Origin of the sequence: Paenibacillus guangzhouensis, from assembly GCF_009363075.1 — a bacterium.
Classification (GTDB): Bacteria; Bacillota; Bacilli; order Paenibacillales; family Paenibacillaceae; genus Paenibacillus_K; species Paenibacillus_K guangzhouensis.
Genome location: NZ_CP045293.1, coordinates 4,612,424 through 4,636,684 on the forward strand (window position 1 = coordinate 4,612,424; position 24,261 = coordinate 4,636,684).

The following is a 24,261-nucleotide window of genomic DNA, read 5'->3' on the forward strand; positions in this document are numbered from 1 at the left end:
TAAAGAATTTTTTAGGCACAAAAAAAAGCAGGGCATGCACCCTGCTTCTCGCGTTTCTATTCTATTTATTTCATGCTGTTCCAACGCGTCACTTCATCGACAGATAAACGAACAGTCGGATGACCTGGCTTCGCTGCTTTGCCTAAGGCAATCAACATAATGTTCTCATAATGCGCCGGAACATCGAACATCTCGTTGAATTTCGCTGCATCATATCCGCCCATCGGTACCGTATCATACCCTTTTGCACGAGCTGCCAGCATCAGCTGCATGCTGATCAGGCCGCCATCGATATGAACAATTTTCTTCTTCCGCGCTTCATCCATACGGTCATATCCGTTCTCCACCGTGGCCATCATTTGCTTTTTCACGTCTTCGCTCATATGGCCTGCTTCCACAGATCTGGAGTAAATTTTCTCCCCTTCATGGTACCAGTTCATGTCTCCAAAAACAGCAATAACCGCAGCCGCATCAACCACTTGTTGCTGGTTATATGCGATCGGCAGCAATTTTTCTTTTAAATCTTGATCATCGATTACAAGAAAACGCCACGGTTGAAGATTGCTTGAAGAAGGCGCAAGAATGGCTTCCTGCAGCAGCTCCTCAATCTCTTGCTTCGAGATTTTCACGGCAGGATCATAATAACGTACGGAATGGCGTTCATGAAGCACCTTGAAAAAATCCTGTTGCTGTTCGACTTGCGTTGACATGGTTAACTCCTCCTACACATCTATCTGTGGTATATTTCGCACAGTTAAGTGATAGTTTATCTGTGCTCTTAATTGCACAGTATATACCTGTGATTGCACGATGTCAATCGGGCTCACATGTTCGCTCGACCAAATCCGCAATCGTGTAGTTGCTTAGCACCGTAAGCACGCTCTGGTCAATCTCTGTCGTAATATCATACATTACCGATTTCATTTTCATACCGAATGAATTCTCTCCGGTTGCCTCCGTCATCCCGCTGCAACGCGCTTCATCAATCTGCAGCACTTTATAGACTTCTGCCAGTGTAATGAGCTCCGGACTCTTGCTTAGACGGTATCCACCTTCACGCCCTTCACGCGTCTCAATGATATGTTCTCGCGCCAAGACGGCAAGAATACGTCTCAACAACGTTGCTTCAGATTGCATCGACGTCGCGATATCGCTGCTCGGACATGTACTGGAATGCTTCGCAAGAATGACGAGCGCTTGTAACGACAAACTGAACGTCTTGTAGGTCGATGGGCAGGCTTTCGGCTGTTTCTTCGATGGCTGCTGCGATTCCATGTTCCTTCCCCCTCCGCTGATAGTCACTGCTTCCTAGCATTGTATCGCAATCGTTCGTTTCCAGCAAGCATCGTCAGGCAAGATGAAACACCTCAGACGTCTTTCCAAAGACGGTAAGCGTTTCTTATATTTCGCAAAAAAGCTCTCGCCAAGGCGAGAGCTATCTTCTCTATTTACATTTCATCGATCAGTTTCAGCTCAATTACGGTATTACGCGGATCTGGCAGCGGATACGTCGAATGCTCCGGACGATGGAAATTCATGAATGCGTCCGTCGAATACTGTGAAGCGTTCCATGGCAGTGACAGGAAGACTTCCGAACCGTCAGCGAGCACGCGCGCTTGTTTGATTTTGCCTGCTAATCCTGGCAAATGGATCGGTCCAATATTCTCCTCATAAATGTGCGCATAGACGGTATTGCCCTTCTGCGTGTAGCGGCCCCAGTCCGGTTTCGGCAGGTCGGCTTTGCCGCAGCCGTAGATACTTTCGCCATTCGCGTTCATCCACTCGCCGACTTCCTCCAAGATCCGAAGGGACTCCACCGGAATCTCCCCGTTCGCATTCGGGCCGACGTTCAGCAGCATGTTGCCGTTCTTGCTGACGCATTCCACGAGCTTGCGAATGACAGTCTGCGGCGTCTTATACGTGTGGTCGTGCGCAGCATAACCCCAGTTGTTGTTGAGCGTGATACATGCTTCCCATGGTAGGGAACGCCCTTCATTGTCGGTTAAGCCCTCCGTCGGAATGATCTGCTCCGGCGAGCAGAAATCCCCGGAATAGACATTCGGATTGCTCGTCATAATTGATGCCTGGCCATCATTCACCTCAAGGCGGTTATCGATGATCAGATGCGGCTGAATGCTGCGGATCATCTCCATCAGCTCTGTCGCGCGCCACTTCTCGCCGCTCATTTCGCCGTAGGAGAAGTCGAACCACATAATGTCGAGCTTGCCGTAGTTGGTGAGCAGTTCTCTGACTTGGCCGTGCATATATTCGAGGTAACGCGGGAATGTCGCCGGATCGCGCTGATAGTCCTTATTATCGCGCATCGGATGATGTAGATCGCCGTAAGCTGGGTAATCCTCATGATGCCAATCGATAATCGAATAGTAGAGGCCTACCTTGATGCCTTCCGCGCGAAAAGCATCCAAAAACTCACGCACCAAATCCCGCCCGCTCGGCGTATTCGTCGATTTATAATCCGTTAATTGGCTGTCGAATAAGCAGAATCCATCATGATGCTTCGCTGTAAGAACAGCGTATTTCATCCCGGCCTGTTTTGCAGCGCGAGCCCACTCTGTCGGATTGTATCGCTGTGGATTGAACGCGTCAAAATACGGCTGATACTGCTCCACTGTCAACCGTTCGCCGTTGCGCACCCATTCACCGCGCGCCGGGATCGCGTATAGCCCCCAGTGAATGAACATCCCGAACCGATCTTGCAGGAACCATTTCGTGCGCTCAGTCCGCTCTTCGATAAGCTTGTTTTGCGTCGTAATCATCTGTTCTCGCCCACCTTTTCTTATTCGTCGTTGCATTCAGCTTAACAGAGCTATGGTATAATGGACAGGTGTGAAAATAACCTCCTTTCGTATAAAACTAACTTCTGTAGGACGGCGATGAACTGCATGGGAATGATGAATAACGTCTTCGAGGAGCTGCTTCAGAATTTGCAGATTCACCTGCTCGAAGCGCGACTGACGAAGTGTCCACCCGACTGGCAGGACATGCATTATACACCCAATTACAACAAGCTGTATTTCATCTGCGAGGGGGAAGGCTGGCTGCAAATCGGGGAGCAAGAGCTCTACCCGAAGCCGGGACAGCTCTGCCTCATGCCTGCGCACATCGAGCAATCGTACGCGGCGATTAACGCAAATACGTATTTCAAATATTGGATTCATTTCACAGCCAAGGTCGGCCCGTTCGATCTGTTCCAGTGGCTGGATGTGCCGTTTATTCTGGACGTGGGCGACTACGAGCAAGTCGAGTCCTGGTTCAAGCAATTGGCCCTGTTAGTGAGGCAGCAGTCCTTGCCTGCTCGGCTGCAGGAGAAAGCGATCCTGCTGCAGCTCGTCGCTTATTTCCTGGAGTCGGTGCCCGTGGAGATTCTGAGCACCCATCTCGAGGAAATCGACCGGCTCAGCCAGATCCAACAGTACATCGAGCGCCATCTTCATACGCAGATTACGGTGGATCAGATTGCGAAGTCGTTCCACCTGCACCCGAACTATTTCATCAAATATTTCAAGAAGCATTTCGGCATGCCCCCGCTCAAATATATGCGCCAGAAGCGAATTCAGCTCGCCAAGCGGCTGCTCACCACGACGACGCTGCCGATTGGGGAGATCGCGGTGGCGACGGGCTGGGACGACTCGAACCATCTCGGCAAAATCTTCCGCAAGGAGACGGGCTACAGCCCGTCGGCGTACCGCGCGCAGTTTCGCACGAATGCGTAAGGGCGAGCGCGGGGGCGATGAGGCGTAGCGCAAATGCGGGCTCGCCGCAGCGCTTGCGGTTCTGCAGCCGCCCAAGGCTGGGCACGGCGTAACACCGCTAACGAACCCTGCGATGCTTATTCGCGCTGATAATCGCTGGTCGGCGCTGTAACGAATCCTGGTAACGCTATTCGGCCAAAATGGGAGCATATTTCACCATTTTGTGCGCAATAGCGTTACCTCGATTCGTTAGCGCGGAATTATTGCGATTCTCGCCGCAATAAGCATCCTACGGTTCGTTAGCCGTGGGTGAACATGGAAAGGACACAGAATCACGCCCGTTTCTATGCACATTTGATGGGTTCGCACGCTGTATTTGCACAAGTCTAGCTAATTCTACGCACAATAACTACCTTTTTGCAGTTATTTGATCATTCTCTACCGGTTTTGAGCTAAATAACTGCTTTTTTGCAGTTATTTGATCTTTCTCCTCCAACTTTGAGCTCAATAACCGCCTTTTTTGCAGTTATTTGATCTTTCTCCACCTACTTTGAGCTCAATAACTGCTTTTTTGCAGTTATTTGATCATACTCCACCTACTTTGAGCTCAATAACTGCTTTTTTGCAGTTATTTGATCGTTTTCCTCCAACTTTGAGCTCAATAACTGCTTTTTTGCAGTTATTTGATCTTTCTCCTCCGGCTTTGAGCTCAATAACTGCTTTTTTGCAGTTATTTGATCATACTCCACCTACTTTGAGCTCAATAACTGCTTTTTTGCAGTTATTTGATCATGCTCCTCCGGTTTTGAGCTCAATAACTGCTTTTTTGCAGTTATTTGATCTTTCTCCTCCGGCTTTGAGCTCAATAACTGCTTTTTTGCAGTTATTTGATCATTCTTCACCGACTTTGAGCTCAATAACTGCCTTTTTGCAGTTATTTGATCATACTCCACCTACTTTGAGCTCAATAACTGCTTTTTTGCAGTTATTTGATCATACTCCACCTACTTTGAGCTCAATAACTGCTTTTTTGCAGTTATTTCCTCCCCTTACCGACATGACCCGAAACTTCATCGCATGTCGTTGATACCAATCGCTCCATCACTCGCAACCATAGCAAAAAGAAGCCGCCTTACGGCAGCCTCTCATTTCAAAGATCCATACAATGATCAGGCCAGCTTAGCTGCCCCCTAATCTCAACGGAAGTCTAATCCAGCCAGCCCTTCTCGTGCGCGATACTGATCGCCTCGATCCGCGTATTCGCGCCAATCTTGCTCATCGCTTCGGACATGTAGTTGCGCACCGTCCCATGCGAGAGGAATAACGTCGCACCAATGTCCTGCATTGTCATCCCTTGCGCCGCGTATTTGAGCACCTCGCGTTCGCGCGGCGACAGCGGGCACGGGTCCTCCCAAACGGCGAGCGACAGCTCGGGGCTGATGACCCGCTTCCCTTGGTGAATCTGCCGAATCGCATCCGCGAGCTCATGGCTCGGCGTATCCTTCAGCAGGTAACCCGAGATGCCGGCTGCGATCCCTCGCTGCAAATACCCCGGTCTTGCGAACGTCGTGAGGATCATGACTTTACCCGGAATGTTCTCCCGCTTCATCGTCTCCGCCACATCGAGGCCCGTTTTGAGTGGCATCTCAATATCTAGAATGACCACATCCGGCTTCAGCTCATGGATCAACTGCAACGCGACCTCTCCGTTCTCGGCCTGACCCACCACTTCAATATCATCTTCCAGCGACAGCAACGTCGCGAGCGCTCCGCGCAATAATCCTTGATCTTCTCCTAATATCAATCGAATCATGTTCGATCAACCTCCTTGATGACTGCGAATCGTGCGTGGGATATGAAGTCCGATCCGCATCCCCGCATGAGGCGCCGATTGGATCGTCAGATGACCATCGACCAGCATCAACCGCTGTCTTAGACCTGCAATGCCGCTCCCGCTCGCCGATTTAATCTCCTGTTCATCCATCCCTTGTCCATTGTCCGTTACGCGCAGAATCACGCTGCCCTCTTCAATCTCCAGCTCGGCCCGACATTCCGTCGCGCGGCTATGCCTTACGACATTCGTGAGCACTTCGCGGAAGCTCATGGCCAGGATCGTCTCTTGCAGTGGCGACAGCGGTGTTCGAACGGCTTGCGAAACAAGCTCAGCACCATTCCCCGTCTTGTCCGCTTTTACGTCATACACACGATCATCGATCATAAGCGCAATTCCCGCCGCAGCGCACAACGACCTCGCATGCGCATACTCCTCCGCGAGACGCACCACGCGCATCTCCGTCACGAGCTCGCGCATTTGCTTCAACGCCGCCCTTGCGGTATCCGTGAGCTCGCGTGCTTCAGCCATCGCTTTCTCCGGCGCACGCGGAATTAGTTTCTCGGTGAGCTCGCCCTTCAGCGCAATGAGCGACAAGGTGTGCCCCAGCGTATCATGCAGTTCACGAGCAATCCGCTGCCGCTCTTCTTGCTGCGCCATCCGCTCTAGCTGCTCGGTTGCCGCTTTGAGCCGCTCCGCCATCGTCTTGAACTTCGCCGCATTGCGAATGATGAAGGGCATAATGCATACCCCGAAGATCGGCGGAATCAGGATGAACAGCATCACCGAGCCAATTTTCTCAAAATACGGAATCGATGCCCATGTTGTTACGGCAGCGAACACAACGGCAACCACCATAATAAACCGAGGCCGCTGCTTGCTAAGCGGTAACGACAGAATGAATCCGAGATAGGCGGATCCTGGCTCATAGGCTATGACATAGAACAAGATGATCGCGAGTTGAACGATCAGAAAATGCTGCACATAACGCACTCTCCAGAACTGCTCGCGGTAGGCTGCAAGGAACACCACAAACAAAAGGAGCCCCGGCCATACGCTGGCAAGAGGCTCTCGAAGCATGAAAAACAATGGAATCACACAATTGGCAAGCGCGATATAAGGGACGATCCCTTCCCGCTCCGGGAATAACTTCCATGTACTCTTCTCCACTTACAACGCTTCCCGTCTATTCAGAATATACCCTGATAATACCATAAATACGATACCAACGACTAGGAGAATGACAACATCTAAGAGTGCCGGGCCGCTGCCGTTCAACATATTCCATGCCCCGTGTGCGTAACGGTAGGATGGCAGCCATTCGCCAACATTTTGCATCCATGCAGGCAAGGTATGAAGCGGCATCCATAGGCCTCCCAGAATCGCAAGACCCATTTGAAGAATATTTGCTATCGCAATGACCGCATCGGCATTTTTCATCGTTCCGAGGAGAGAACCCATCGCCAAGAATGGCAAACTTCCAACCCATAACCAACCACCACAAATCAACCACTGACTAATCGACAAATCAATGCTGTAGACCAAACCCGCAGCGCCGAAAATAACGGCAATCGTAAGCAAATGAACGATCATATGCGCAACCATCTTACTACCAATCCATGTGGAAGCTGTTAATGGCGTTAATTTCAACAAGCGAACCCAACCATCGCGGCGCTCATACGACAAGCGGATACCGAACTGGCTCATCGCCGTACCGATTAAGCTAAAGGCAGTCATCGAGATCATCGCGAATGGCGCATACGTCGTCGATTGCACTTTCATATCCGATCCATTCAAGCTGGCGAACAAGAAGTAGAAGCCGAGCGGCATGAGGATCGAGAAGAGTAGGAAGAAGGGACTGCGGATAATACGTAGACTTTCAGCTTTGGTCTGTGCGATAAACATATTCATAAGGGATCATCCTCCGTAGATTCATTTGTTTTTGTTCAATTAGGTGGTTTTTATCGTTAATGATTTATTGTGTTAATACCCGGAACGCATCCCCGAGCTTCGCTGAGGAGACATCGATATCCGAAACGCCCCAGGACGATTTAAACAGTTCCGCGAGGATCTGATCCGTATCTTGAACATGCAATCGAATGCGGGCACCCGTGATCTCTACCTTCTCTACTCCAGGCAGCGTGAGCAGTTCAGCTTCTGTAACGATCGTCTGTGTGTGAAAAGAAATCGTGCGCAGCGCAGTTTGGGCTTTCAAGGCGGCCGGCGTGCCTTCCGCGACGACGCGTCCTTTGGCGATCATCGTGATATAATCCGCCACAGCATCCGCTTCCTCCAGGTCATGCGTTGTAAGGATTATCGTTCGTCCTCGTGCCGCCATCGCGCGAATCGTATCCCAGAAGCGGCCGCGTGCTTCAATATCCATGCCGACCGTCGGTTCATCCAGCAGGATCAGCTCTGGGTCACCTGCAAGGCACTGTGCAAACGCAAGACGTCGGCGTTGTCCACCGGATAACGAGGACGCGCGTTTTTTCGCTTCGCCATGCAGCCCTGAGATGTCGAGCAGCTGCTCGAGCGAGAGCGGCTTCTTGTAGTAGCTGCGGAACAATTGGAGGACTTCATCCACTCGCAGCCCGTCTGGAGCTTTCGCATCTTGCATCATCGCCCCGACCCGTTCACGCAGGGCCTTGGTCCCCGCCGGTTGACCCAACACTTGAATACCTCCAGATGTTGGCTTCAGGAGCCCGAGAATCATCGAGATCGTCGTCGTCTTCCCTGCGCCATTCGGTCCGAGCAATGCTGTAATCTTTCCAGGCTCGAATGTCATGCTAATATGGTCTACTGCTTGAAAAGCACCGAACTTCTTCACGAGATCTTTAACTTCAATTGCATATGTCATGGTTAATCATCCTTTATCGTAAGTGTTGTTGTTGCGTGTTCCTTATGACTTTATTGTAGGGGATCGCGAGGGACACGAGTTAGTGGACGATGTCAGAGATTCCATATGACAAATGTCAGAAATGCAATATCCGCATAAAGTGGCACTTTGGCTTCGAAGTAATTCAGATACTTTGCGGGGGGCCTCGGTAACATGACATAACAAAAAAACAGCCCCATCAGGAATCATCCTGATGGAGGCTGTTTTGCGATTATCGTTCTAGCGACTAGTCGATAAACTTGATTTTGGTTAGCAATTGATGAAGCGCAGCAGCAACCGTCTCACGCGTCGTTGCCATTGTCGGAAGGAACTGCCCTTTTTGCGCATCGTCTCCGTCAATAATGCCTGCCGAGGACAATGCCTTCACACTTTCCTTTGCATAATCGGAGATTTGGTCATCATCCGAATAGCCTTGGAACGACGGGTTAGATGCTTTTAATTCAATACCCGTTAACTTCAACGCACGTGCCAAAATGACCGTTAGCTCTTGACGCGTCACATTCGCATTCGGAGCGAATTGTCCATTGCCAAGTCCTTGAATCAATCCGGCTTGCGATGCAGCTGCGATATCACTTGCATACCACTCGAAGCCCTTCACATCCGAGAAGGTCGGAGCGGCAGAGTTCGTCCGCAAGCCAAGCGAGCGAACCAACAATGCCGTGAACTCAGCGCGAGTTAAGTTGTTCTTCGGTGCAAATGACGTCTCAGAAGTTCCATCGATAATCAACTTGTTCGCTAATGCCGTTATATCTGATGCAGCCCACGATGCAGCAATATCATCGAACTTCACCGTACGGCTTACCGCAGCAAATAACGAGAAGCCAGGACGTGATACAGTTACAATCGTCGTGCCGTCTTTTTGCGGTGTGAACACCGATGCCACAGGTGTAATTAGGCCGCTCTCTTCGAATAATACTCCTGCCGTATTCGGTTCCACTGTGCCTGGAATAGAGAACGAACGCTTGATAAATGTTGCATGCGGCACTTGAACCGCTGTCCTTGTTGAATCTTTCACCCAGGATGCTTCGAATGCAACCGGCGTACCCAGTACCTTCGCACCAGGCAGCTTTGCCGCGAACTTCGCTTTTGCATCTTCAACCTGCTTCACGACCAACTCAAATCCTTGGCCTGCTGGCGCTTTGGTAAACACGGAGACAGGGATCGAAATCGCCGATCCTGCTGCACTGACGACCATGACGTTCTTCGATGGCATCGCTTGAAGCTGCTTGATCTGTTCCGCCGTCAACGTCAACTTCGTTGCAGTGCCTGCGTTCGCAGATCCGGTGAGAATGAATGCTGCGGATGAACTGCCCGCCGATTCAACGGCCTTTTTCAGATCGCTGTCCGCAATCGTCACTGTCGTTACACCATCGGCTGTCGCCGATTTCGAGCTCACCGTAACTTGCTTCAAGCCTTGATCAATGACCGCACCCGCAACCGGCGTTACAGTTGCTGTAGGTGTAGGTGAAGGCGTAGACGGACTTGGACTAGATCCTGAACCTGAACCCGTGCCTGGATCTGGCGTCGTTCCGCCACCTGTCGAGTTATCGACGCGGAATGATGTATAACCATAGTATTCGATTCGATTATCATCCTCGTCCTCAATCACATTTCCTTCTTCATCAACTTGCTGTCCAACAGCAACGATTTTGTATATGCCATCTTTCAAGTAAGCTTTGGTCGGATTACCTGTAGCATCTAACACAAGTTTCCCTTTGCTATCAACGGGGTAGTATTCATTTGTAAGATTAAACGAATATACACCCTTGGCGAACCGATCAGCCAAATTATCTTTCACCATCTGATCAAAGACTCCTATCGTCACGTCATTCAGGTCAACGACGTCAGCTTCCAATAGATTCACATCATTGGTTGTTAGTCTGAAAGAGAGAGTCGTTGATTTCTGACTGCGGTTCGGATAAATGGTCGCATTCGTTAGAGCAACCTCTTGGACACCGAACCCCGTCTCAGGCGTGGAATCGCCAACGCGTACAACGAATGGCAAATGCAAGTCAGGAGCTCCAGGGCTCGTAAGTCGAACTTGTCCCCCATACCATTTCTCGTTTGGTACGTCTTTACCAACTGTTAGTTTTAGTTGGAACGACGATGCATGATTAGCAGAGACCTGAATGACATCCTGACTCAATTTAACATCTATGCCAGGGGTATTCCATACTAATGAAGCTGTATACGTCATCTCTTTTGAACTCATATTTTTTAGTTGCAGTGTCTTTACTGATGGCTGTGTTCCCGGAGACACCACGCCAAAACTCGCCGATGGGTTATAATTAATCACGTTCTGCGGTTTGTAGTTTTTGTCCAAAATCGTAATTGGTTCAAGCGCTTGCAGTAGTGCAGGCGTCTCCAACGCACGGTCTACATCAGCACGACCCGGACCTTGCTGGTAAACATCGTATCCTGGCAGCACCTCTGCTGTATTGGCAAGTGCAGCTCGGATATCAAAAGGCGACCAGGTTGGGTGAGCTTGCTTCAACAATAAAGCTAAGCCTGCCACATGAGGCGTCGCCATACTCGTCCCGCTGATCCGATTGTATGCCTTCGCATAAGACACTCCCGGTTTGCCCTTGCCATACGCAGGCCATGTCGACAACACATTCACACCCGGACCCATAATATCAGGCTTGATGCTCAAATTCGTATCCCCATTTGGTCCCCATGAAGTGAAATCTGCTAGTTTATCGCCAGAAATTGCACCAGTCGTAATCTTTTTATCGATTTCAAAATGAAGTGAGGCTCCAGGATTCTCAAGAATCGTTCTAGCAAGCGCTCGGCCTTGTTCACCTTTCATATCAAACGTCGGAATAAACTCGTAACTGTCTCCGAAGTTCCCCCCATAATAAGTATCAAGGGTAGGCGAGATCTTCTCACTTAAGTCGGCCTGGGTAGGATCACTAGCCAGCGCCCTGCCATTAAAGATCGCAATTGCTTTTGCTCCCTGTGCTTTTGCTTCCTTGATTTTATCAACGAAGGCATATGATCCTCGAGATACGAGTACGATTTTACCTGTGACATTCTTACCGTCATAATCAGCCTTTGCTCCAAGCCCCGCATAGACAACCTCCTGAGGAGACGTTCCAATAATATTCACGAAATCTTCTCGCCCTGTCTCCCAAGCCATCACGTTATAACCATATGTCATATATGTAACGCTAGTAACCGAAGGATCCGGATAATGCATGCTTGGCGTAACTACACCCGCGAATGTTTTGGTACCGCTTGTCACAGCACCTACCGCTATTGCAAGCTGCGATGTCGCTGGGGCTCCCATCGTGAAGTAGCCCGGCCCGGCATTTCCGTTCGCTATAACGGCTATAACTCCCGTCAGTACAGCATTGTTGATCGCGATTGCATCTGGTGAATTAACATCCTTCTCGGCATCGGAACCAAGCGATAAGTTAATGACATCCATCCCGTCCTTGACGGCGCGTTCAATCCCGTCAATAACTTGTGCCGAGGAGCCTGATGCTCTTGTTGGTTGTTCCAAATTACGTCCAAGTACCTTGTATACATATAATTCGGCATCATAAGCGACGCCTCTTTGTGCGACATCACCCGATTTGTTGGCAAATCGCCCCACAATCGTCCCCGATACATGTGTACCGTGGGATGTACCTGGGAAACCTTTGTGATAATCTACATCTTCTTCAACCGTTAATGGAACTTCTTCATAAGGATCATTATCGTTATAGAATGAGTCATAGCCACCTTTATAAGCTGGTGCGATATCAGGGTGAGTATAATCCACACCCGTATCAATGACGCCCACTTTGAGCCCTGCGCCCGTCAGATCTTTAGCCCATGCTTTATTGGCTCCGATCTGTTCTAGCGGAAAAGAATCATAGACAGGGTCCGCAGCGTTAGTATCGGATGTCTCGATTGGCATCGCATACCATGTCCGATTCTCTTGAATTGATTTCACGCCAGGGATCTGTGCAAGTGTTGGAATCTCATTGGCTGGTATTGTCACTTCAAATCCATTCAGAACTGTATTGTACGTATAATTCACTTGCAAGTTGATTCCTTGATCTGACGCTTCATCCAGTACATCGGCTTGCTGAGACTTCACCGCTGACTCTGTCGCCGTCGAAGCGAGCGAACTAATCCCTTGCTTTGCCGCATATTTTCCTACCGCTGCAGGTTGCCCGGTAAGCTGAACAATCACTCGCACCTTATTCGTTGACTTTGTATTGATTTGCGGGGAAACATACGTTGGCTGAAGTGCTTCTGCCAGCATGCTGGTTACTTGATGACTTGGTAATTGAAAATTCGTCGTGTTCTCAGCTGATGCAAGTCCAGGAAGGGTACCGATTGTCAGTCCTAGAGCAAGTGTAAGCATCGGTAGTTTACGAGATAATCGTTTTCTCTTCATTACAAACTCTCCATTCGTAATAGAATCGTTTGATTACACTACCAAAAAACACAGATGAACTCCTTTCCACTTTTATACCAATTACCCTCCAAAACTAGCGAATAAATGGTATGTAGATTCTACCACTGGTTTAATATAAATTCTATAATTATTTGTAAATTTTTACATTTATTAATCACGTTAATTGATAGATTAGAGATTTATACTAAAAAAACTCCCTGCCCTATCTCGAACAAGGAGTTAAATGCAAATTACAACATAATACATATATTTACATGTTATTAATCTGTATACTTCACATCATCAAAACTCACGCTAGTCGGGATCTGTACAACGCTTATACGCATCCTACCTCTGCTTTTTATCTCATCAATCATCATTATGGTGATAATATCTTCACTCTTCTGGAAGCATTAAAAACACCCTCTCATCCTTCAAGGAGCGAGAGGGTATTTCGTTATATATTGCTACGATTAACTGGCCTGCCGCTGCCGCAGCACAACAGCCTTCTCTTTCTTCCGTAACCGTCCCTCGCCCGGAGGCGTAATGAACATCGCGATCAGCAGCGATACGGCACTCAATGCGGCAATGACGACGAACGTAACATGGAATCCGCCGAGCAGCGCCGACAGGAACGAACCCGTTAACGCGCCAAGTCCGAAGCCTTGATAGATGATGCCGTAGTTCTTGCTCTGATTCTTCAATCCGAAGAAATCAGCCACAATCGCGGGGAACACTGTAATGTTGCCGCCGAAGCAGAAAGCGATCACGGACACGCAAGCGAAGAAGATAAGTTCGTTTAATTGAACGTAGTTTAATACAAGAACGGATACGGCTGTCGCGAAGATCGCTCCTGTGACCACTTTCATCCGTCCGACCCGGTCTGACAATGCGCCAAGGATGATCCGGCCCATCGTATTGAAGATCGCGACCATCGCGACGGCATTGGCAGCCGTAGCCACGTCGAGCCCTGCCAGCTTCACGCCGATGTCTTTTACAATTCCGATCAAATACAAGCCACTCATACAAGCCGTGAAGAAGATAACGAACAGGAGATACGCTTCTTTGGTACGCAGCATTTCCCGAACAGTATAGTCGCGCTGCATTGTTTTCTTCGCATTCTGCTGTGCAGCATCCGTCACTACAACAGCTTCACGAAGCAGGAAGGAACCGGCTGCAATCATCACCATCGCAATCACGCCCCAGTATAAGAACGTCTGCGATACGCCCACGGATGGAATCAAGCTCGCATTAACATATTTGAAGAGCAAGCTGCCTGTCCCAAACGCCCCGACCGAAATCCCGGACACGAGCCCTTTATGATTCGGGAACCACTTGATTAAATTCGATAGCGACGTAATATAGGCCGTACCGTCAGCGAAGCCTACCACGACGCCCATGAACAGATAGATCATCCAGAGCGATGAAGCCATCGAGCTCACCATCAATCCAAGCCCTAACACGATTCCTGAAAAAAGAATGAGGCGCCGAAGGCCGATCCGTTCTTGGATTTTGCCGGCGAACAAGGTGGCGAAGGCGAGTGCGAAGCTCGTTATCGAGAACGTCATCGAAATGGAACTAAGCCCCCAGCCGAATTTCTCCTCTAACGGTTGGTTGAACAGACTCCATGTATAGATCGTTCCTAGTCCCATCTGAACGATAATTGTACCTAATACGATCAGCCAACGATTAACCTTTGGTGATTGCATCACGATTCCCCGCTTTCATGCTGTACTTGTGTTCTTGTTGATGGCTTCATTGTACAAGAGAAAGCGCAACCATAGCGGGAATCTGCATGAAATGACGTTAAATCGGAATGAACTGCATTTAGAGGTGCATGAGCTGCCTGAATTCCTTCACTTTGCTGCGGCTGACCGGAATTTCCTTCTCGCAATCGCGCAGGCGCAGCAGGTACGTATTGTTGAACCACGGGACGATCTCATGAATTTGCTTCAGATTTACGGTAAAAGATCGGTGGCTGCGAAAAAACTGATCCTGCGGCAGCATCGCATGGAACTCCGAGATGCTCATCGGCATCGTGTATTGCCCGCTCTTCGTATAGACCTGCGTCACCTTCTCCTGTGCTTCCGCATAATAAATCTCCCCGGAGTCCGTCACGATAATGTTGTCGTTCTTCAGCAGGTTGATGCGCTTGCTAGGCGCCACCGCCGGACGCGATCCAGTTGTCTCACCGCTTCTCGTATATGCCGCCTCCAGCTTCTGCAGCATGGCCGCGATCCGCCGTTCATCGTAAGGCTTCAGAATATAATCGAAGGCTTCCAATTCGAAAGCCTGCGCCGCATGCTCTTTGTACGCCGTCGTGAAGACAATGAACGGTTTGCGTGCGAATTTGCTAATATTGTTCGCGAGCAGCATCCCATCTAGGGATGGGATATTAATGTCGAGGAAGATTGCATCCACCTCGTGCTCCTGCAGGTACTTCAAGACGTCGAGTCCGTCGTCGAACTGTCCCACAATGTCGATCTGGCTGTGCTCTGTAATTAAATATTCTAGTTCTTCCCTAGCCAGCTCTTCGTCTTCTACGATGATCGCTCTCATGATGCCTCCTTGGGTATGTCAAAAAATATATCGGTCCCCTTCGCAAGCCGCCGTATCGTCAATCCATGCCCATAGAGCAGCCGAACCCTTCGATGCACATTAAATAACCCAATATGATGTGCGGCAATGCGCTCTTCCATCACATTCTCGATGACGGCTTCATCAATTCCGACGCCGGTATCCTGCACGCCAATCCGAACCGCCGTTCCGAGATCCTTGACCGAAATGGTCACCGTTCCCGGCCCCTTATCCTTCAGTATACCGTGGATGATCGCATTCTCTACCAGCGGTTGGATGACGAGACTCGGAATCTGAACCACGACTTCGTCGACATCATAATCAACCGTCAGCCGATTGCCGAACCGTGCCTTCTCGATTTCGACGTAATTCCGCACCTGCTCCAGCTCCTTATGAATATCGATCTGCTCGTCCGTCAGCTCCAAGTTGTATCGCATATACCCAGACAGATTCACGATGAGTTCCCTCGCCCGGTCGGGTTTCGTTCGAATAGAGGAACCTATAGCATTAAGCGCATTAAACAAAAAATGCGGTTGTATTGTCGTCTGGAGCGCCTTCAACTCCGCCTTGTTCGCCATCTCCTTCATCTCGCCTACGCGGGATACCTCCATTAACGTCGAGATAATCTGCGAGAGACCAACCGCCATCGTCTGCAGCGAGTACGTAATTTTGTAAGCCTTGCGATAGTAGATTTTCAACGTCCCTGTCACTTCATCACGCTCTTTTAGAGGTATGATCAACAGTGATTGTATACCCGGCATCGTCTCATGAATCGCATGGTTGCTCATCTTGAACTCCCCGGTTCGGATCACTTCCTTCGTCAGGTCCGTCATGATCTCATGATGAATAGAATAACGGTCTTCGCCGAACCCTACATACGCAAGTACATTTCGCAAATCCGTGATGGCCACGGCATCTGCTTGAATATCTTCACGAATGATCCCGCAAATCGTATGGAGTGACTCCGGATTCACCGAGCGAAAATACGGCAGCGTCTTGTTCGCGATATCGAGTGCCAGCTTGGCCTGACGGGCGGCGATATTCTCTTTCTCGGATTCAACACTCTGAATTAAGAGAATCATAAGTCCAACATTGACTTGTCCCACGATCATCGGAAGTGCGATCTTCGATGCAATATCCAGCCCTAGCTCAGGCGGATTCGCATAAAGAATGATGAGCAGCATCGTCAGCGCTTCACAGATCATTCCGGCGATAATTCCTGCGAGCCAGCGCCATTGCTTGGACACCTGCAGATGAATATAGCTCGCGACGAATCCGGCAATAATACTCGTAATGAGGCAAGGAATGGAGGTCACACCGCCAATATCAATGAGATACCGATGAATTCCAGATACGAACCCGACGATAATCCCTACCCATGGGCCGAACAGAATCCCCCCGGACATGATGACAATGATACGAACATTCACGAGGGAGCCTTCCACATCAATCCCGGAATACGTCCCGAAAATCGCAAACAAACAGAAGACCAGCGTAATCACGGCATACTCGCGCGGGGATTGCGTGTCCTTCTGCAGTACATGTCTCACACTGGAGATTCGAATCATGAAAAATAAAATAATGAGCAATAAGGCCGCACGTTCAAATAATTGCAACAGCATCGTCCTTATTCACCTCACTTCCTGCAATGGTCTTGTTGTCTAGTCCTGATGAACATTTGTATAGTGTACCACATGAGTAAAATTTCATTTACAGGAAACGGCCCCAATCGACGACAAAAAAGGCCACCCCATTCTCACAGGTTGGCCTTCTCTTCTATTCTACCGTCTCGCTGCGTTCAACTCGAGAAGCGCAATGCTCGGCTAATCAGTACCGGAAGCACTGATGTATGGTTCTCCTCCGCAAAGACGCGGAACTCTACCTTGAGCCCTTGGCCTTCTAATGGAGCTAATCGAATTGCCATCGCTTCGGCTAATTCATACATCCGGCTAGGATGTCGTTCTTCAAGTTCTCCCATCGCAATCATTAACCGTGCCTCTTCTGCCTGTTGTCCCGCACCCGAATGCAAACGCTGCACGAATTCTGCTTCTTCCTCACGCAGCAGCTGACGACCGAAATGAATCGACGGACTGCCAGCAATATAGGTCTGAAAAGCCTTTGGCTTCGTGAACAGCGTATGCAAGACGAAGAGCCCGCCTAGCGAATGTCCGAACAAACTCTGCTTCGTCCGATCGATCTGCACATGCTGCGATATTAGCGGCTTTACTTCCTCCTCTATGACACGGAGGAACCGATCTGCCCCGCCATATTCCGGCCACGACTCTCGCCCTGGCGGTGAAGGCAATTCTTCGCGCGGGATCGGGAGCGAGTAATCGACCATCCGGGCCGGGTCGAACGGCTCCTCCGTCCGATAGCCGATCCCGACGATGACCTGCGGCAGCACGCCGGTCTTCTCCGGTCTGCGGCTCTGCAGCCGCACTGCTTCCATCATCGTGCCGAACACGGAATTGCCATCGAGCACATAGGTGACGGGATACCCCGCTTCCGGCGGCGGGCTGTGAGGGATCGCGACCATAATCTGATATTCGCGATCCGTATGCTCGGACCGAATGAACTGCTGCCACGTTCTCGGCAGTGCTACCCTTGGCATCGACATCGTCATCGATGCCGTCTGTTCTTCTGAACTTTGCAACCGACATGCACCTCCTTCATGTTCTACTCGCGATATAACCATGCAAGCGCACCAGGGAATCTCCGCGCGAACGCTCCCGCTTCGTGCGTCGCACCCTCATCCATGATGAGCACAAGCTCTTCCGTTCCGAAGCCGTTCGCTTGCAGCTTGGCATGCATGACCTCTGTCCGGCTCAGCATCTCGCGTTGAGCCGTCTGTTTGCCCTGGCCTTCCAAGCTTCCTACGTCCATATAGATCCGCCGCCTGCCTTCACATCGCGCCATCGGCTGCGACGCTGCAAATTCTACGAATCCCTCATACCAATACGATCCGGAGATCGAGCCGATTCTTCCGAATACATCAGGGTATCGGTATGCGCCATACATCGAGATCAGCCCGCCAAGCGATTTGCCGAGCAGTCCCGTCATCTCCGATCCGGCATCTGTCCGAAACGTTCGATCGATATAGGGTTTGCATCGATCGACTATGAAGGAGAGATACGCATCCCCTTGACCGCCGAAGTCTGAAGTTGTCCGTTGATCTGACAACCTGGCTGCGGCCCATGGCGTATACTCATCGGTTCGTGCAGCCGACGCGATGCCGACCATGATGAGCTCGGGGAGCCTCCGGTCCGCAAACATCGCCTCAATCTCCGATAGCGTATGATGGTGGGACGGGTCGAACAAATCACCCCGATCATGGATATAGATGACGGGGTAGCTCTTGACCATTTTCCGAGCATAACTAGGCGGCAAATAAATGAGCAGCTCGCGCTGCTCTAATTCATGTACACATAATTGTCCGTTCATCACTTGTCCTCCTATTTCCGCCCCCGACGAAGCAGATAAATGAAGTAAGGGACGCCCACAATCGAGATCACGATGCCGACCGGCAGCTCCACCGGCTGAAATACCGTTTTCGAGATGAAATCGGAAGCCACGACGAGCAGCATCCCCATCACGCCGCTGATCGGCAGCACATAGCGATGACGTATGCCGACCAGCCGTCTCGTAATGTGCGGCGCGATCAATCCGACGAAGCTGATGTTACCGGATACCGATACACAGGCGCTAACAACCCCAATACAGCAGAGCAATAGGATGCTTTTCTCTTTCTCTGTCGCAACCCCAAGGCTCTTCACGCTGTTCTCCTCGAGCTGGAACAGATCGAGCAGATGGGCCTTCCACATCATGATCGGAAGAAGAATAATTAGCCAAGGCAGCATAGCGGCAATATAGGTCCAATTGGCATCCCAAATGCTTCCCGTTAACCAGACGGTCGCCATCTCGAAGTCATTCGGCTTCATTTTAAGCGATAAATATAAGGAAACCGCCCCAAAACCCGATCCGATCGCAATGCCCACTAGAATAAGCCGCTGCGGATCCAGCTTCCCGCGATTCCAAGCGAACAGGTAGATGAGGACGGCTGCCCCTAGTCCGCCTGCAAGGCCGAATAACGGCTTCGCCATGATCGCGAACCACCCCGTGCCTTGAATACTGCCTTGGATGAAGAACATAAAGACAACAATAGCTGCCCCCGCGCCCGCATTGATCCCCAGAATCCCTGGATCTGCCAGTCCGTTACGCATTAATCCTTGCACCACCGCACCAACAACACCAAGTCCGAAGCCGACCAGCATCGCGATGACGATCCGCGGCAATCGGAATTCGAAGATAACCAGATCATGCGATGGATCCGGGTTGATCCGCAGCAGGGTCTTCCCGACTTCCGCAAGCGTCATGTCGAATGCGCCGTTGGTCAAGCTCACATATACCGCAGCCAGCGTCAAAAGAACGCCCATCAATAGAACGAACCCGAATCGCGTCATTCCAGATTTAAGCATGTGTGCCGCCCCCTCGTTTACGTATTAAGTAGAGGAAGAACGGTACGCCGATGAGTGAAGTAACGACGCCAATCGGCGTCTCGAACGGATAATTCAAGAACCGGCTGAGCACATCGGATAGTCCGAGGAACATCGCCCCAAGGACGCCGGCAGCCGGGACGATCCGTCGATAATCAATACCGACAAGGAATCGCGTGATATGCGGGACGATGAGTCCTACGAACGCGATCTTCCCCGCGAGCGCAACGGAGATACCAGTCAGAATAACGACAGCTAGCGTCGCAATGACTTTGACCAGCACCGTGCGTTGTCCGAGCCCCTTCGAGATATCTTCCCCCAGCGATAACACCGTCACCGACTTCGAGATTGCCAGTGCCAGAACTAAGCCGACAATACCGAACGGGATCGCGACCTTCACAAGCTCTGGCGTCATGAGATGCATTCGGGCGTTATACCAGAAGCTCACATCCTGTGAGATCTGAAAATATGAAGCAAGTCCCGCCGACACACCGCTTAGGAATGTCCCGGTTATCAGACCAATGACCGCCATATTCACAGGCGACATGCCGCCAGGCACCAGCGTTGCTAGGCTGAAGACAGCCACTACGCCGATCACCGAGCCGATTAGCGAGAAGAAGACCATCTCCAGCGCTGAACTGCTCCCCGGCATGAACACCATGCAGATCGTAATGGCGAAGGCCGATCCGTCTGAGACCCCCATGATCGATGGCGAAGCAAGATAATTGCGTGTCATCCCTTGCATCAATGCCCCGGACACAGCCAAGAACGCTCCGATCAGGAGCGCTCCGATGGCTCTTGGCAGTCGTGAGTGGATCACGATCTGATGATCGACGTTCTCGGGGTCAAAATGAAAGAGTGCATCCCACACCGTGCTCATGGGCAAGTTCTTTGCGCCAAATAGAATCGATGCGATCACAATGCCGACCATGATGAGGGGGGAGCCCCATAGGAGCAAGCTCCCTATTCCTTTAACTCGTCGCATACATACCACTCACTTCATTGTGATTAGTTCAACTTCTCAGCCAGCGCCTTCAAGAAGTTGATCTTGCTCCATGCTGTTCCACCTTGTGCATCCGGGTCGATGAGGTTAACAAATACCTGGTTGTCCTTCACAGCTTTCAAGTTCTTCCAGATCGGGTTGCCCTCGATATCCTTCATCACTGCAGGCGTAGCCTTGTTCTCGGATTCGGAATATTGAAGGATGACATAATCCGGGTTCATCTCACTCAATTTCTCAAGGGAAAGATTCTCTTGCCCTTTCGCCGCTTTCACTTCTGCCGGCACGGTAAATCCAAGGTCCGTGTACAGCAGCGGATTGAAGAATACTTTATCCGAGTAGAGCATCAAGTTGCCTGCCCGAACACGAAGGGCAACGACTTTCTTATCTTTCAACGTAGATTGAATTTTGCCTTTCGTCGTTTCGAGCTCATCTTGATATTGCTTCAGGATTTTCTCCGCCTCATCCTGTTTACCGGTTAATTCCGCGAGCAACCGAAGGTTCGCATCCCAGTTCTCCGACAAGTGGGATATCGGGAAGGTCGGCGCGATTTTGCTCAGCTTCTCGCCGACTTCCGGTTTGAATTTCGAGGAGCTTAAGATGACGTCCGGCTTCATTTTCAGGATACTCTCGAAGTTCAATTGAATTTTCTCGCCTGTGGATTCGCTCTTGCTGGTGATCGATTGGAATAGGTCCGCGAACTTCCCGCCCTGCGTCATCGCACCGACTGGTTCCACGTTTAATACCAATGCATCTTCCATAGACTCCACACTGCCCGTGATTGCGATGCGCTCCACTTTGGCTGGTACCGTGTAATCTTGTCCCAAATATTGAATGACGCGCGTATCACCCTCTGCCTTATTCTCTGCTGGCTCAGACGATGCCGCCGTCGCTGTCGATTCCGTTGTCTCTGCCTTTAGCGCTGCTGTATCTGCCTTCGAACCGCATGCAGCAAGAGCTGCTGCGAGAATTGCGATCATACTGATCATTAATAACTTCTTCATGTTCTTTCTCCATCTCCCTATTCGAGTTCATCTTGGATCGCATCATTATAATTGATAACGATTCTCATTCTTAATTATAGGGAGAGGTGTACCCTCGGACAATGGACAAAATCCGGCATTTCTCATGGACGATTTCCTGATACCAAGTGCAGCGTCTCCTTCACGACACGTTCCATTGCATCCGCAGTGTAATGCCGCCAAGGGTCAGAATTCAGACGGTAGAAATGATGCAAGCGCACGGACTTCATCTCCTGCCAGCGTGGATCGTACTGCATCGTCTCCCAATGCTGCAAGGTCTCTTCCTCCTGCTGTACGAGCACGAAGAGATGATCCACGTCCAGATTGGACAATGCATCGAGTGTCAATCGTTCCTCATAGAGCGCTTCTGAATAAATCGATAACGGTTTCATCTGCAAATCGCCGTAGAACACCTCCGCAATCGCGCGATTGCTATAGGCATAGATCGCATTCCGTGTTATTCGAATGACAAGACAGGTCCCCTCCTGTACAATCGCATGCAGTTGTTCTCTTGCACGAACGGCTTGTCTCTCATATTTCTTCAGCCAGACCTCGGCCTCTTCCGTCTCGCCCAACAGCTCCGCCGTTAGCATAAGCTGCTCGCGCCAAGACAGTCCTTGCGCAGGAATGTAATAGACGGTAGCTATCTGTTCGAGCTGCAACTTCTCCTCCTCGGATACTTCCGAAGGACATAGGATCAGCTCCGGACGATGCGCTTGCAGCTCCTGAATTTTCGAGGAGGACGCATCATGCTGCCGATAAGCACGAAGATGAACCGGGATGTCTGCATGATAGGTTCGATAATAATGGGACGTCCACTTGGGATGAAGCGGCGCTGCAAAAGGGATGATCTGAAGCGGCAGCAACAGCCCGATCATATTGAGACTATAAGCAGCAACTCTTCGATGTCTCCGCTTCATATAGACGGTGGGTGCCACGCCAATCTCTTTTTTGAATTTACGGCTGAAATAGAATTCATCCTGGTAACCAACTTGGTGAGCTATATCCCGCAGCTTCAAATTAGGCTTCGCCATCAATAGCTTCGCCCGATTCATGCGCAGCTCCGTTAGGTAGTCCATGGGGCTCATTCCATAATGCTTCTTGAAGACGTCGCCGAAATATTTGGGGCTTAAATCCATCCTGCGTGCAAGCTGTTCGATGGTCATGCTCTGATCCAGATGGCGCTCCATATGCATACGGACTTGCTCCAAAGTGGAACCGGAAGGCTGCTGCTTCATCCGGTAGCATTGCATCACATGATAGAGCAGCTGCTCAAATGTAAATTGGCTTCGAAATCTCTCGAGTGGATCCTGGCTCTCGTGATAGTGCAGCACGGACTCGCACAGAGGAACGAGCGTATCCGAAGGCAGAGTAGCTGCCTCGCCTTTGCATAGTTGTAACTCTCCCCGAAGAGGATACAACCGACGCTTAAATCCCCCTTGCTCTTGATATATATCCATTCGGAATAAATAGAGCTCCGTATCGATCCCTTCGTCCGAATCCACACTAAACGTATCGTCTGCCGGACAGAAATAAATCGCATGCGACTGCATCCGGTGCATTGTCTCTCCAATCGTCACGCTTCCTTGCCCCTGCCGGATATAGATCAATACATACGACTGCGTCAACTGCGGGGGAATGCTCAGCGCCCCTCCTTGCAGACAAGCTGCATCACGCAGGCGGAACATGAGCCCTGCCATCGCACTCCCTTCATTCAAGTTCATTTTATCTGGTTGCTGCTCACTTCGAGTCACAGGATCACACCTTTCTCCATTCAAAAAAGCTATCAGCCCCGCTCATGGGACGATAGCTTCACCTTAGCCAACACTATATGGATACGCCGCTCTTCGAGGATTTCACATCGTATGTCGCATGCGATCGACTAACTAGATACTCAGGCTGCGGCTTCCCTCTGGACTGGCGATGCCCTTCGATATGCGCTTCGCTCGTCTCCCATTTCTTCCAAGCTTCTTCCGATTCCCAGCGAATGAGCACGATCACTTCTTCGTCGTTGCCGCGGCGTGTACGCTTCACGAGCACACTCAAATCGATGAACCCTTCCGACTTCTCAATAATGCCTTCTCCGGTAAACCGTTGAACAATTTGGTCCGAGAAGCCTTCTTTCACGACAATCGTCTTCGTCTCGATGAACATTTCGATTACCTCCCATGGTCTTTTATAACGTGTATGTATACTCACATTCTATTGATAATGATTATCACTGTCAATTTCTTTTTGGTAGCGGATGACAACAGTACCCTCTAGAGCACAACGAAAAAGCGGGCACTCCACCCTCTACCTCGAGGACGAAATACCCACTTTTGATGGAACCTTTTTAT

20 protein-coding genes are annotated in these 24,261 nt (G+C 50.3%); 2 read left to right on the forward strand and 18 right to left on the reverse strand.

The window, feature by feature from the left end:
- Window positions 1-65: 65 nt before the first annotated feature.
- The 3 genes from GCU39_RS20690 to GCU39_RS20700 form a co-directional block, all read right to left on the reverse strand.
- Window positions 66-710 (reverse strand): nitroreductase family protein, encoded by a 645-nt coding sequence (locus tag GCU39_RS20690; protein WP_152395251.1) that lies wholly within the window; start codon window positions 708-710, stop codon window positions 66-68.
- 103 nt (window positions 711-813) lie between these two features.
- Complete coding sequence (locus GCU39_RS20695) at window positions 814-1,275, reverse strand: RrF2 family transcriptional regulator (RefSeq protein WP_152395252.1); 462 nt, start codon at window positions 1,273-1,275, stop codon at window positions 814-816.
- 173 nt (window positions 1,276-1,448) lie between these two features.
- Complete coding sequence (locus GCU39_RS20700) at window positions 1,449-2,777, reverse strand: alpha-L-fucosidase (protein WP_152395253.1); 1,329 nt, start codon at window positions 2,775-2,777, stop codon at window positions 1,449-1,451.
- A 126-nt stretch (window positions 2,778-2,903) separates the two neighbouring features.
- Here GCU39_RS20700 and GCU39_RS20705 point away from each other — a divergent pair, with 126 nt between their 5' ends.
- Entirely contained in the window at window positions 2,904-3,734 is an 831-nt protein-coding gene (locus GCU39_RS20705; RefSeq protein ID WP_227793283.1) for an AraC family transcriptional regulator, read from the forward strand.
- A gap of 499 nt (window positions 3,735-4,233) precedes the next feature.
- Window positions 4,234-4,800, forward strand: coding sequence for a hypothetical protein (locus tag GCU39_RS20710; RefSeq protein ID WP_193726571.1), 567 nt, complete (start codon window positions 4,234-4,236; stop codon window positions 4,798-4,800).
- A 120-nt stretch (window positions 4,801-4,920) separates the two neighbouring features.
- Here the strand turns inward: GCU39_RS20710 and GCU39_RS20715 are convergent, their stop codons facing one another.
- From GCU39_RS20715 to GCU39_RS20785, 15 genes are all read right to left on the reverse strand, one after another.
- Window positions 4,921-5,526: a response regulator transcription factor gene (locus GCU39_RS20715; protein WP_152395256.1), complete on the reverse strand. Its 606-nt coding sequence runs from the start codon at window positions 5,524-5,526 to the stop codon at window positions 4,921-4,923.
- A gap of 6 nt (window positions 5,527-5,532) precedes the next feature.
- On the reverse strand, window positions 5,533-6,714 hold the full coding sequence (locus GCU39_RS20720; protein ID WP_152395257.1) for a sensor histidine kinase: 1,182 nt from the start codon (window positions 6,712-6,714) through the stop codon (window positions 5,533-5,535).
- Window positions 6,715-7,455 carry an ABC transporter permease gene (locus GCU39_RS20725; protein WP_152395258.1) on the reverse strand — a complete coding sequence of 247 codons (741 nt, stop codon included), beginning with the start codon at window positions 7,453-7,455 and terminating at the stop codon, window positions 6,715-6,717.
- 64 nt (window positions 7,456-7,519) lie between these two features.
- A complete protein-coding gene (locus GCU39_RS20730; RefSeq protein WP_152395259.1) occupies window positions 7,520-8,401 on the reverse strand; it encodes an ABC transporter ATP-binding protein in 882 nt (293 codons plus the stop codon).
- Window positions 8,402-8,666: 265 nt separating this feature from the next.
- Complete coding sequence (locus GCU39_RS20735; protein ID WP_152395260.1) at window positions 8,667-12,830, reverse strand: S8 family serine peptidase; 4,164 nt, start codon at window positions 12,828-12,830, stop codon at window positions 8,667-8,669.
- Between the two features lie 473 nt (window positions 12,831-13,303).
- Window positions 13,304-14,539, reverse strand: a complete 1,236-nt coding sequence (locus tag GCU39_RS20740; protein WP_152395261.1) for an L-lactate MFS transporter — start codon at window positions 14,537-14,539, stop codon at window positions 13,304-13,306.
- 118 nt (window positions 14,540-14,657) lie between these two features.
- A complete protein-coding gene (locus GCU39_RS20745) occupies window positions 14,658-15,389 on the reverse strand; it encodes a LytR/AlgR family response regulator transcription factor (protein ID WP_152395262.1) in 732 nt (243 codons plus the stop codon).
- Window positions 15,386-17,029, reverse strand: a complete 1,644-nt coding sequence (locus GCU39_RS20750; protein ID WP_152395263.1) for a sensor histidine kinase — start codon at window positions 17,027-17,029, stop codon at window positions 15,386-15,388. Before GCU39_RS20750 ends, GCU39_RS20745 begins: the two co-directional genes overlap by 4 nt.
- 176 nt (window positions 17,030-17,205) lie before the next feature.
- On the reverse strand, window positions 17,206-18,030 hold the full coding sequence (locus GCU39_RS20755) for an alpha/beta hydrolase (protein ID WP_152397356.1): 825 nt from the start codon (window positions 18,028-18,030) through the stop codon (window positions 17,206-17,208).
- Between the two features lie 53 nt (window positions 18,031-18,083).
- Window positions 18,084-18,848, reverse strand: coding sequence for an alpha/beta hydrolase (locus GCU39_RS20760; RefSeq protein WP_152395264.1), 765 nt, complete (start codon window positions 18,846-18,848; stop codon window positions 18,084-18,086).
- A gap of 11 nt (window positions 18,849-18,859) precedes the next feature.
- A complete protein-coding gene (locus GCU39_RS20765; protein ID WP_152395265.1) occupies window positions 18,860-19,882 on the reverse strand; it encodes a FecCD family ABC transporter permease in 1,023 nt (340 codons plus the stop codon).
- Complete coding sequence (locus tag GCU39_RS20770; RefSeq protein WP_152395266.1) at window positions 19,875-20,885, reverse strand: FecCD family ABC transporter permease; 1,011 nt, start codon at window positions 20,883-20,885, stop codon at window positions 19,875-19,877. The genes GCU39_RS20765 and GCU39_RS20770 overlap by 8 nt, the downstream gene beginning before the upstream one ends.
- 23 nt (window positions 20,886-20,908) lie before the next feature.
- Window positions 20,909-21,904 (reverse strand): ABC transporter substrate-binding protein, encoded by a 996-nt coding sequence (locus tag GCU39_RS20775; RefSeq protein ID WP_152395267.1) that lies wholly within the window; start codon window positions 21,902-21,904, stop codon window positions 20,909-20,911.
- 122 nt (window positions 21,905-22,026) lie between these two features.
- The gene (locus tag GCU39_RS20780; RefSeq protein WP_152395268.1) at window positions 22,027-23,676 is read right to left on the reverse strand and encodes a helix-turn-helix domain-containing protein; all 1,650 of its coding nucleotides are present in this window, start codon (window positions 23,674-23,676) and stop codon (window positions 22,027-22,029) included.
- A gap of 73 nt (window positions 23,677-23,749) precedes the next feature.
- The gene (locus GCU39_RS20785; protein ID WP_152395269.1) at window positions 23,750-24,076 is read right to left on the reverse strand and encodes an antibiotic biosynthesis monooxygenase family protein; all 327 of its coding nucleotides are present in this window, start codon (window positions 24,074-24,076) and stop codon (window positions 23,750-23,752) included.
- Window positions 24,077-24,261 lie beyond the last annotated feature (185 nt).

Coding starts and splice junctions, on each gene's coding strand:
- GCU39_RS20690 (WP_152395251.1), bottom strand. CDS start 710: ATGTCAACGCAAGTCGAACAGCAACAGGATTTTTTCAAGGTGCTTCAT.
- GCU39_RS20695 (WP_152395252.1), bottom strand. CDS start 1,275: ATGGAATCGCAGCAGCCATCGAAGAAACAGCCGAAAGCCTGCCCATCG.
- GCU39_RS20700 (WP_152395253.1), bottom strand. CDS start 2,777: ATGATTACGACGCAAAACAAGCTTATCGAAGAGCGGACTGAGCGCACG.
- GCU39_RS20705 (WP_227793283.1), top strand. CDS start 2,904: ATGGGAATGATGAATAACGTCTTCGAGGAGCTGCTTCAGAATTTGCAG.
- GCU39_RS20715 (WP_152395256.1), bottom strand. CDS start 5,526: ATGATTCGATTGATATTAGGAGAAGATCAAGGATTATTGCGCGGAGCG.
- GCU39_RS20725 (WP_152395258.1), bottom strand. CDS start 7,455: ATGAATATGTTTATCGCACAGACCAAAGCTGAAAGTCTACGTATTATC.
- GCU39_RS20730 (WP_152395259.1), bottom strand. CDS start 8,401: ATGACATATGCAATTGAAGTTAAAGATCTCGTGAAGAAGTTCGGTGCT.
- GCU39_RS20735 (WP_152395260.1), bottom strand. CDS start 12,830: ATGAAGAGAAAACGATTATCTCGTAAACTACCGATGCTTACACTTGCT.
- GCU39_RS20740 (WP_152395261.1), bottom strand. CDS start 14,539: ATGCAATCACCAAAGGTTAATCGTTGGCTGATCGTATTAGGTACAATT.
- GCU39_RS20745 (WP_152395262.1), bottom strand. CDS start 15,389: ATGAGAGCGATCATCGTAGAAGACGAAGAGCTGGCTAGGGAAGAACTA.
- GCU39_RS20750 (WP_152395263.1), bottom strand. CDS start 17,029: ATGCTGTTGCAATTATTTGAACGTGCGGCCTTATTGCTCATTATTTTA.
- GCU39_RS20755 (WP_152397356.1), bottom strand. CDS start 18,030: ATGACGATGTCGATGCCAAGGGTAGCACTGCCGAGAACGTGGCAGCAG.
- GCU39_RS20760 (WP_152395264.1), bottom strand. CDS start 18,848: ATGAACGGACAATTATGTGTACATGAATTAGAGCAGCGCGAGCTGCTC.
- GCU39_RS20765 (WP_152395265.1), bottom strand. CDS start 19,882: ATGCTTAAATCTGGAATGACGCGATTCGGGTTCGTTCTATTGATGGGC.
- GCU39_RS20770 (WP_152395266.1), bottom strand. CDS start 20,885: ATGCGACGAGTTAAAGGAATAGGGAGCTTGCTCCTATGGGGCTCCCCC.
- GCU39_RS20775 (WP_152395267.1), bottom strand. CDS start 21,904: ATGAAGAAGTTATTAATGATCAGTATGATCGCAATTCTCGCAGCAGCT.
- GCU39_RS20785 (WP_152395269.1), bottom strand. CDS start 24,076: ATGTTCATCGAGACGAAGACGATTGTCGTGAAAGAAGGCTTCTCGGAC.